This is a genomic window from Pseudoalteromonas sp. SR45-4, from assembly GCF_014163535.1.
Classification (GTDB): domain Bacteria; phylum Pseudomonadota; class Gammaproteobacteria; order Enterobacterales; family Alteromonadaceae; genus Pseudoalteromonas; species Pseudoalteromonas nigrifaciens.
Genome location: NZ_JACJDO010000031.1, coordinates 39,533 through 49,438, shown reverse-complemented (window position 1 = coordinate 49,438; position 9,906 = coordinate 39,533). Strand labels below are relative to the sequence as shown.

Annotated in this window: 8 protein-coding genes and 1 pseudogene; 5 read left to right on the top strand and 4 right to left on the bottom strand. The window is 39.9% G+C overall.

Going from position 1 to position 9,906, the window contains the following annotated elements:
* Window positions 1-444 precede the first annotated feature (444 nt).
* A complete protein-coding gene (locus H5058_RS13145; RefSeq protein ID WP_182678546.1) occupies window positions 445-1,242 on the top strand; it encodes an SDR family NAD(P)-dependent oxidoreductase in 798 nt (265 codons plus the stop codon).
* Window positions 1,243-1,337: 95 nt separating this feature from the next.
* Here H5058_RS13145 and H5058_RS13140 read toward each other — a convergent pair.
* The 3 genes and pseudogenes from H5058_RS13140 to H5058_RS13130 form a co-directional block, all read right to left on the bottom strand.
* Window positions 1,338-2,231: pseudogene (locus H5058_RS13140) on the bottom strand (IS30 family transposase).
* Between the two features lie 236 nt (window positions 2,232-2,467).
* The gene (locus tag H5058_RS13135; RefSeq protein WP_011327603.1) at window positions 2,468-2,713 is read right to left on the bottom strand and encodes a hypothetical protein; all 246 of its coding nucleotides are present in this window, start codon (window positions 2,711-2,713) and stop codon (window positions 2,468-2,470) included.
* Between the two features lie 106 nt (window positions 2,714-2,819).
* Window positions 2,820-3,263 (bottom strand): hypothetical protein, encoded by a 444-nt coding sequence (locus H5058_RS13130; RefSeq protein ID WP_182678544.1) that lies wholly within the window; start codon window positions 3,261-3,263, stop codon window positions 2,820-2,822.
* 104 nt (window positions 3,264-3,367) lie between these two features.
* On the opposite strand from H5058_RS13130, the gene H5058_RS13125 reads away from it, so the two are divergent.
* A complete protein-coding gene (locus tag H5058_RS13125; RefSeq protein ID WP_011327605.1) occupies window positions 3,368-3,751 on the top strand; it encodes a response regulator in 384 nt (127 codons plus the stop codon).
* A gap of 174 nt (window positions 3,752-3,925) precedes the next feature.
* On the opposite strand, the gene rpsT is transcribed toward H5058_RS13125, so the two are convergent.
* Window positions 3,926-4,186: a 30S ribosomal protein S20 gene (gene rpsT / locus H5058_RS13120; protein WP_002958225.1), complete on the bottom strand. Its 261-nt coding sequence runs from the start codon at window positions 4,184-4,186 to the stop codon at window positions 3,926-3,928.
* 295 nt (window positions 4,187-4,481) lie between these two features.
* On the opposite strand from rpsT, the gene murJ reads away from it, so the two are divergent.
* The 3 genes from murJ (at window position 4,482) to ileS (ending at window position 9,896) form a co-directional block, all read left to right on the top strand.
* Window positions 4,482-6,020, top strand: a complete 1,539-nt coding sequence (murJ, locus tag H5058_RS13115; protein ID WP_404936298.1) for a murein biosynthesis integral membrane protein MurJ — start codon at window positions 4,482-4,484, stop codon at window positions 6,018-6,020.
* Window positions 6,021-6,105: 85 nt separating this feature from the next.
* Window positions 6,106-7,032, top strand: coding sequence for a bifunctional riboflavin kinase/FAD synthetase (gene ribF / locus H5058_RS13110; protein ID WP_011327607.1), 927 nt, complete (start codon window positions 6,106-6,108; stop codon window positions 7,030-7,032).
* Window positions 7,033-7,061: 29 nt separating this feature from the next.
* On the top strand, window positions 7,062-9,896 hold the full coding sequence (ileS, locus tag H5058_RS13105) for an isoleucine--tRNA ligase (protein ID WP_182678542.1): 2,835 nt from the start codon (window positions 7,062-7,064) through the stop codon (window positions 9,894-9,896).
* Window positions 9,897-9,906 lie beyond the last annotated feature (10 nt).

Genomic DNA, 9,906 nt, shown 5'->3' with positions numbered 1-9,906 from the left:
TTCATCAAAATGAACTCATGGCGAAACTCTCTAAGTCCATTATCGAATGTAGCGATGCCAAACCAATGGTTTGAGGAGCAAGGTTTATATTCAATGGAAAAAGTAAGTACAGGATGGCTTGCTCACTCGGCGTTTAGAAAATAAGCCGAAGGGATAGAAGAATACAGGAGCCGTATACGAGGCCCGTACGTACGGCTCTGTGAGAGGGATGAGGCAAAAGCCTCACCCTACTCGATGCTTTTAGCTAACGTTAACCTTTATTACCACAAAATCTCCTCACAAAATCACTTATTTAATCTAACAACGGATGCTTTTAGAACACACATTATTACTTGTGTAATCAGTTATGTAGCATTTTCATATAACAATAAAATCCTTGGTCCATTTAAACTATGCCGCAATGCTAAATTGATGCTAAGTTAAATAAAAAATAGGAGATAATTTGTGTCAAAAGTAGCGTTTATTTCAGGTGCAAGTAGAGGTATTGGTCGTGCAACAGCCATCGCATTTGCAAAAGCAGGCTATCGAGTAGCAATAACAGCTCGTGAATTAGATAGCGAGGTAGCACAGCAAGGTACGCAAGGGAGTTTAAAACAAACAGCCCAAATGATGGAGCAATTAGGTTGTGAGGTCATTGCGATAAAAATGGATTTACTTGATTTTAACTCCGTTGCTAATGCTCTAAAGCAGGTGTTTGAACACTTTGGTAAAATTGACGTGGTTGTCAATAATGCTATTTATCAGGGGGCTGGCCTTAATGCTTCTTTACTAGATATAACGCAGCAAACGCTTGAAAAAGTTGCTAGAGGTTACATAGGCGCGCCAGTGCAAATAGCACAAGCTGTTTTACCAAGTATGTTAGCGCAACAAAGCGGTTGTATAATAAATATAACCTCGGGAGCGGGTGAAAAAGATCCGCCTATTCCTGCATCTAAAGGGGGCTGGGGTTATGCATACGGTGCAGGTAAGGCTGCAGTGTCGCGACTGTCGGGTATTATTTGCCGTGAACATGGTCATCAAGGTATTCGCGCTTTTACAGTAAACCCGGGAGTTGTTAACACTGAAACGCTAAGAGCGACTATTGGCGATCAGGGTATTAAAGGCTTGCAGCAGGCTGTAGCCGAACCGGATGAAATAGGTAATGTATTGTTATGGATTGCAGATAACTCTGCAGCAGATGAGCTGCAGTACAGTACCATCTCCGCACAAAAGTTAGCGCGCGAGTTAAACCTACCTAAATAATCGAACCTCATATAATCTTGCTGCTTTGTGCTAGGTCAATTAAGCGCAATTACAGCAAGGTTATAATTCTCGAATTCAAGTATTAAGTGCAATCATTATGCAGCCACCAGTATTTCTGATTGCCCCGTAAATAATTCATGAGGGGTTTTATACCCTCTTGTTTTTCTTGGTCGATGATTGAGCTTATCAACTGCCGCCTGTATCTCTGCTTCACTTAGTGCCATAAAATCAGTTCCCTTGGGGAAGAAGCGTCTAAGTAAGCCGTTGGTATTCTCATTTATACCTCGCTCCCATGATGAATAGGGATGAGCGAAATACACATCAGCTTCTAATGCTTGTGCGACATTCTAATGCTTGTGCGACATGCTCATGGTGAGCAAACTCTTTTCCATTGTCTAACGTCACGGTAATAACCCTATCTTTATATGGTGTCATACACGTGATCAGCGCATCGGCTGTTATTTGCGCATGCTTGCTTTCAATTCTGTGAACGACTGTATATAACGTTTTACGTTCAACCATTGTGACAAAGGCATTTTTACGCCCTTTTCCTATCACTGTGTCACCCTCCCAATCACCAATTCTAGACTTTGAATCCACAATACTAGGGCGTTCATCAATGCTGACTCGATTAACTATCTGTCCACGTTTATCATAGCTTCCATAGCGTTTTTTATACTTTTTACATGCACGAGTGAGTGTCTTATGTAGCTTGCCACCACGAGCCTTGTCTCTGTAAATTTATTAATCCAGTGAGTGACGTCCTCTGTTAACTTACTTGCTTTGAAAGATGACTTACGTCTTTGTTCAGCAAAGTTATTGGCTTGGTTAGGCCGATAGCCTTTAAGTCCTTTATTGCGTTTTAGCTCTCTAGAAATAGATGACGGTGAACGAGTTAGTTCTTCAGCTATCTGTTTTTGGTTATTTCCTGCTTTTATTAACGCGTAAATCTGGTATCTTTCTTCTTGTGTCAGCTGTTTATATTTCATTAAAGCAATTTCCTTTGGCGAGAAAATGGCAGAATTATAACAGCTGGCCATCTAATCTGAGAAATTGCACTTATTATCCGAATTTAGGGTTGTAAAGTAGTAACTATACGGCGTTAATTCAGTTGCAGTTAACTATCGTAATGAGTTAGCAGTAGCTGCAATCAGCTTGGTTGTTAAATATTAGGCAAAAAAAAGCCCAGCTAAGCTGGGCTATAAAATATTCTAAGGAGAAGTGCTTAATTTTGGGTTACAGTAAATTGCCCAAAAGTATAAACTTTAAACAAATAAAATGTATTGATTAACACCAAACTCATATTCGAAACAATACTCGACGACATAAGATCTAAGCTAAATGATAAAAATAGCAAACCACAGGCACTAACCGCGGCAATACGCAGTAATGTGAGTTGGTTAATAAAGAATGCACCTAAACCTAGTGCAAGTAATATCGTGTTTAAAAGCCAATCTAGCTCGTTCAGCATGGTAGTTTCAATAGTTCATTTGTTGAAAAAAGGAGCGCCATTATGTTGATCTTTTGCACACCTTTCAACCAAGTAATTTTAAATTTTCAGATTAGTTTTTTTAATGCTAAAAGTGAGCTTTTATTGCCGCAATAATTCCATTATCGGCAATTACTTTATATTTTTGACAGCTTTTTGAGTTAACCGTATCAGTACATAAATAAAGTGCCTTACGCTTACTGTCTAGCTGTGGCTGTAAGTTTGAATCGAGGAGCGTTGCGCCGTAACCAAATACCCCAGGCCAATAAATGCTATTACTCACCATACCTAATTTATGATAACTAAGCAGTGTAGGCTTAGGGATTATAATTATTATAAATAGTAATAGTCCAAGCGTGGTCAGCAAGCTGCTTTTAGACTTTTGCGCTGCTTTATTGTTAGCGCTTGTATTAGCACTTTGTTTAATATTATTAGGCTTTGTAGCCGTACTGCGGTTTTGCTTGTTTTTTGTTGTTTTTGTACTTCTAGGTGCTTTACCTAGTAATGATTGTTTTTTTGTATTTGTAGACATAAAGCAAATCTGGCCTTTTTGGTGTAGTTCTCTATAATAAATAACTGTATTTAAAGCAAATGATAGCATTTGCAAACATTGCTTTTAGCCTATAAGGATCAAATATGAACACGCAGCTTGCAATTTTAATCGTTGATGACGTTAGTACTGTGCGCAGCTTTTTAAGCCAAACATTGATGCATTTAGGCATAGAAAACGTAAAAGAAGCATCAACTGCCGCACAATGTATTAATGAGTGTCGTGCTGCAAATTATAACATGATTTTTTTAGATATAGAGTTACCTGATGGCGATGGTAAAGAGTTAATTGAGCAAATTAATCAACTGAACCCAGAAACAAACGTGGTTATGGTGTCGGCGCACTCAGGGGTTGAAAATGTAAAAGATGCAATTGATAAAGGGGCTAAAGGTTTTGTGGTAAAGCCTTTCTCTCCTAAAAAAATAGCAGCTATGCTGAAAAAGTTTTATCCCGAGCTAGAAGGGGTTTAATAACTTACGCGCCATTTTATTAAAAGCGCTTATTTAAGCGCAACTGCCCTAAATAAGAATATGTGATGATTTTGCTGTGTGAATTGGCTACATACCTGTTTAATGCTGTAAATATTAAATATTAAGCAAAAAAAAACCGGCCAAGGCCGGTTTTTATATTCTTGCAAAAACAAATTATAGTGCTTTAATTTTAGCAGCTATGCGGCTCTTATGACGAGCAGCTTTGTTTTTGTGAATTAGACCCTTAGTTGCGTAACGGTCTAGGATAGGTGTAGCAACAGAAAAAGCTTGCTGTGCAGCTTCTTTATCACCAGCTTCAATAGCTACGATTACTTTTTTGAAGTAAGTACGCATCATTGAACGACGACTTGCGTTGTGCTGACGGTTTTTTTCGCTTGTAATAGCGCGTTTTTTTGCAGACTTGATGTTAGCCAAGGTTTGCTCCTAACAATCTTAAATAAAGCTTAAATTAAAGGCCGTGGAATATGCCTGTTTTTATCATGAATGTCAATTTAATTTTGACAATCCAAGAAAAACTGCTCCTTATAACGAACATCAATTTGCCGCTCTAGCAGTTAATATCGACATTGTAACAAAGCATGAGGATTCAGCCTAGTGCTTTAAAGCGATTTATAAAAAAGACTATGGCATAATTACTTATCTTAATGATTTTTAGTGTGGGTTTGCGGTGTCAAAAGGTTTATTTCGCTCTGGTATGATTGTTAGTTGTATGACAATGATATCGCGTATTTTAGGGTTAGTTCGCGATGCGGTTGTTGCAAACCTCCTGGGAGCCGGTGCTGCGGCCGATGTTTTTTTGTTTGCTAATCGAATTCCTAACTTTTTACGTCGTTTATTTGCAGAAGGTGCGTTTGCTCAAGCATTTGTACCTGTATTAAGCGAAATAAAAGAGCAGCAAGGCGACGACAAGGTTAAACTTTTTGTTGCGCAAGCAGCAGGAACCTTAGGCACTATTTTATTAATAGTGACAATTGTAGGTGTGATTGCGTCTCCGGTTATTGCTGCACTATTTGGCACAGGTTGGTTTATAGATTGGTGGCAAGGCGGCCCTGATGGCGAAAAGTTTGAACTTGCCAGTGCATTATTAAAGCTGACTTTTCCGTATTTATTTTTTGTAAGCCTTGTAGCGCTAAGTGGGGCGGTTATGAATGTATATAACCGCTTTGCTGTGGCTGCATTTACCCCAGTGTTATTAAATGTATCTATTATTGCGTGTGCTATTTTTTTACATGACCAATTTTCTGTAGGTGCTTATGCATTAGCCATAGGTGTATTTATTGGTGGTGTAGTGCAGTTACTGTTTCAGTTACCTTTTTTATATCGGGCAAAAATGTTGGCGCGCCCGCGCTGGGCTTGGCAAGACGAAAATGTAAAAAAAGTACGTAAATTAATGCTGCCTGCTTTGTTTGGGGTTTCTATTAGCCAAATAAACTTATTGCTTGATACCGTTATTGCTTCATTACTCATGACCGGCTCAATTGCTTGGTTGTATTACTCAGACCGCTTAATAGAATTTCCGCTGGGATTATTTGGTATTGGTATAGCAACGGTTATTTTACCGGCACTGTCAAAATTACACAGCAGTAAAAAAAGCAGTGATTTTCAGCATACCTTAGATTGGGGGGTGCGCTTTGTAATATTTTTGGGCCTGCCTGCTATGATAGGGTTAATGATTATTAGCCCGCTTATTATTACTGTGCTGTTTGATCATGGTGCGTTTAAAGAAGCAGGGATTGATCATGTTAAAGCAGTGAGCTTAGGGGTAATGGCTTATTCGGTTGGTTTAGTCAGCTTTATGCTAATAAAGGTATTAGCCCCTGGGTTTTACGCCCGTCAAGATACTAAAACCCCAGTGCGCATTGGTATTATTACCTTGGTACTTAATATGGTGTTTAATATAATGCTTGCGCCTTTTATTGGCTATTTAGGATTGGCCTTAGCCACTTCAATGTCGGCAAGTTGTAATGCATTTTTGCTTTACAAGCAGCTTAAAAAAGAAAATGTGTACCAGTTTTCATCAATGAGCCTATATTTTACCCTTAAATGCTTTGTTGCAAGTGTTGTTATGGGGTTACTGGTTTGGTTTACCAGCGAGCAGTATAGTTGGACGACTTGGCACTTTAGCGAACAGGTTATTTTACTCCTAGTGTTGCTAGTAATTGCAGGGTTAAGTTACTTTACGCTGTTATTTTTGATGGGTGTGCGACTAAATACGATAAAAAGTGTAGCAATTACTGAATCGAACTAAAAAAAAGATTATAATCGGCAACTCTGCAACTTCATTCAATTTTGAGTTGTGAATTAATAACTCGCTTAAAAAGGCATTGGGTGGCATGGAGTTAATTAGAGGTATACACAATATTCGCTCACAACATTTTGGTTGTGTGCTTACTATTGGTAATTTTGATGGTGTTCACTTAGGTCATGCTGAAGTATTAAAAGGCTTACTTATTGATGCTAAAGCAAATAATTTACCTAGTACGGTAATGTTGTTTGAGCCTCAACCACAAGAGTTTTTTGCTAAAAGTAATGCGCCAGCGCGTTTAACTCGCTTACGAGATAAACTGCTATTGCTCAGCGAGTTAGGTATTGAACGAGTTATTTGTATTAGCTTTAATCAGCAATTTGCAAATATGCATGCAGAGCAATTTGTTAGTGATATTTTAATTAAAAAGCTAGGCGTTAAAGCATTAACGGTTGGTGATGATTTTAGATTTGGCAAGCAGCGACAAGGTAATTTTGACTTACTAGTAAGTATGGGCAAACAAGCGAGCATGGATGTTAAAAGCACCGCGAGTTTTCGCCAATTAAATGCTAGAGTAAGCAGTACTTTAATTCGTGAAGCGCTTGCCGCTGGTGATTTAAGCACTGCAAAGGTAATGCTTGGTCACAACTATGCCATTTCGGGGCGTGTTATACATGGTTGGAAACGTGGCCGAGAGCTGGGTTTTAGAACCGCAAATATAGCGCTTAAACGTCAAGTTTGCCCGGTAAATGGGGTGTTTGCTGTGCAAGCAACCATAGCAGGAAAACAAGTTTATGGGGTTGCTAATATAGGCAATAAGCCCACCTTTAATGGAACTCGTGCCTTATTAGAAGTTCATCTTTTTGATTTTGCACAAGACATTTATGGACAATTTATGCATGTGGAGTTGATTAAAAAACTCCGCGATGAGAAAAAATTCGAGACATTAACACAATTAACGGCGCAAATAGCAACTGACGTTGCCGCCGCTAAGCAGTGTTTTGGTTTAAATTAGGTAGCCGATAGATACGGAATGTAGGATTAATGAGCGACTATAAACATACTTTGAACTTACCGGAAACACCGTTTCCAATGCGTGGCAATTTGGCACAACGTGAACCAAAAATGCTTAAAGCATGGTATGAAGACGACCTATATGGTCAAATTCGCAGTGCTAAAAAAGGTAAAAAAACCTTTATTTTGCATGATGGACCTCCGTATGCAAACGGCGATATCCATTTAGGCCATTCAGTAAATAAAATATTAAAAGATATTATTGTTAAGTCTAAAACCTTATCTGACTTTGACTCGCCATTAGTACCTGGTTGGGATTGTCATGGTTTACCAATAGAGTTAATGGTTGAGAAAAAAGTTGGCAAGCCAGGCGTTAAAGTAACCGCGAGCGAGTTTCGCGAAAAGTGCCGTGCATACGCTAAAAAGCAAGTTGAAGGTCAAAAGGTCGACTTTAAACGTTTAGGTGTATTTGCCGATTGGGATAAGCCTTACTTAACCATGAACTTTGACTTTGAAGCGAATGCTATTCGTGTACTTGGTCGTATTATTGAAAAAGGCCATTTACATAAAGGCGCTAAGCCTGTGCATTGGTGTACCGATTGTGGTTCTGCTTTAGCCGAAGCCGAAGTTGAATACCAAGATAAGCAATCACCAGCAATAGACGTACGCTTTATTTTTAACGACCAAGACGCAGTAGTAAGTGCGTTTGATTTAGCTGATGGTCATAAAGGTGCAGGTAAAGTTGGTACTGTTATTTGGACTACCACCCCGTGGACGCTGCCTGCTAACCGAGCAGTAGCAGTACATGCAGAATTAGAATATGCACTAGTACAAGTTGAAGATGAAGATGAAGGTAAGCAGCAACGCTTAATTTTAGGCTCTGAGCTCGTTAAAGATGCAATGGACCGTTTTGGTTTTAATAACTTTCATGTATTAGGTTATGTTAAAGGTGCGGTGCTTGAAAATTTACAAGTAGCACACCCTTTTTATGACTTTAGTGTTCCTGTAATTGTAGCTGAACATGTTACGACCGACTCAGGTACTGGTGTTGTACATACGGCTCCAGGGCATGGTCAAGAAGATTTCGTGGCTGGACTTGAATACAAACTAGAAGTGGCTAACCCGGTTGGCGCAAATGGTGTGTACTTACCAGACACTGAGTTATTTGCCGGTCAGCATGTGTTTAAAGCAAATGCGAGCATTGTTGAAGTGCTTAAAGAGCATGGCGCATTAATGCATCACCATGCTATTACGCATAGTTACCCACATTGCTGGCGTCATAAAACGCCAATTATTTTCCGTGCTACACCGCAGTGGTTTATTAGTATGGATCAGGCTAATTTGCGTCAAGATTCTCTTGCTGAGATTAAAAACACGCAGTGGTTACCAGAGTGGGGCGAAAGCCGCATTGCAAACATGGTTGAGGGCCGTCCAGATTGGTGTATATCACGCCAACGCACTTGGGGTGTACCAATTGCATTGTTTGCTGATAAAGACACCGGTGCTATTCATCCAAATACGCAAGAGTTAATTGAACAAGCAGCCCAATTGGTTGAAAAGTCAGGTATTCAAGCATGGTACGATTTAGACCCAGCTACATTACTTGGTGAAGAAGATGCTAAGCAATACATGAAAGTGCAAGACACTCTCGATGTATGGTTTGACTCGGGCGTATCGCATGCGTGTGTTGTTGATGCGCGTGAAGACTTAACTGGTCCTGCCGATTTATACCTTGAAGGTTCTGATCAGCATCGTGGTTGGTTTATGTCGTCTATGATGACATCGGTCGCTATTAACGGCCATGCACCATACCGCCAAGTACTTACTCATGGTTTTACCGTTGATGAAAACGGTCGTAAAATGTCTAAGTCGTTAGGTAATGTTATTTCACCACAAAATGTGATGAATAAACTAGGCGCCGATATTTTACGCTTATGGGTTGCCTCTACCGATTACACTGCAGAAATGACGGTATCGGATGAAATATTTAACCGCTCAGCAGATCGTTACCGCCGAATTCGTAACACTAGTCGTTACTTATTAGCTAACCTAAATGGCTTTGATCCAAAAACAGATCAAGTAGCTGTTAATGACATGGTTGAGCTTGATAAGTGGATTGTTGGCCGTGCAGCACAATTACAAACAGAAATTTTAGCTGCCTACGATAGCTACCAAATGCTGTTAGTAACGCAAAAGCTAATGAACTTTTGTACCGGTGAGCTTGGCTCGTTCTATTTAGACGTAATTAAAGACCGCCAATACACAGCTAAGAGTGACAGCCACGCACGTCGTTCTTGTCAAACAGCGCTGTACCATATTGCTGAAGCAATGACGCGTTGGATGGCACCAATTATGAGCTTTACTGCTCAAGAAATTTGGGAAGCACTACCGGGTGAGCGTAGTGACTACGTATTTACATCAACCTGGTACGAAGGCTTACAAGCTCCTACTAACAGCCAATTTAGTAACGATGATTGGTTAGAAATTCTAACAGTGCGCGATGAAGTAAACCGCTTATTAGAAGCTGCACGTAAAGAAGAAGTGATTGGTGCAACGCTCCAAGCAACTGTTAATTTATATACAGGCAAAGCGCTTGCAGCTAAATTATCAGCACTTGGCGACGAGCTGCGTTTTGTATTTTTAACATCAGCAGTAAACGCAACCGAAGTTGATAGCCAGCCGGCAGATACACAAACTACCGAAATCGAAGGTCTTTATATTAGTGTTGCTGCAACCGATGCTCAAAAGTGTGAGCGTTGTTGGCATTATAGCGCTGATGTAGGTGTTGAGCCTGCTCACCCTGAAATTTGTGGTCGCTGTGTAAGCAATGTTGACGGTGAAGGCGAGCAACGTCAATTCGCTTAGGAGTTAATTA

Excerpts from the sequence above, each read along its gene's own strand:
- H5058_RS13130 (WP_182678544.1), bottom strand. The coding sequence starts at position 3,263 with ATGTCTACAAATACAAAAAAACAATCATTACTAGGTAAAGCACCTAGA.
- H5058_RS13135 (WP_011327603.1), bottom strand. The coding sequence starts at position 2,713 with ATGCTGAACGAGCTAGATTGGCTTTTAAACACGATATTACTTGCACTA.
- ribF (WP_011327607.1), top strand. The coding sequence starts at position 6,106 with ATGGAGTTAATTAGAGGTATACACAATATTCGCTCACAACATTTTGGT.
- murJ (WP_404936298.1), top strand. The coding sequence starts at position 4,482 with ATGACAATGATATCGCGTATTTTAGGGTTAGTTCGCGATGCGGTTGTT.
- H5058_RS13125 (WP_011327605.1), top strand. The coding sequence starts at position 3,368 with ATGAACACGCAGCTTGCAATTTTAATCGTTGATGACGTTAGTACTGTG.
- ileS (WP_182678542.1), top strand. The coding sequence starts at position 7,062 with ATGAGCGACTATAAACATACTTTGAACTTACCGGAAACACCGTTTCCA.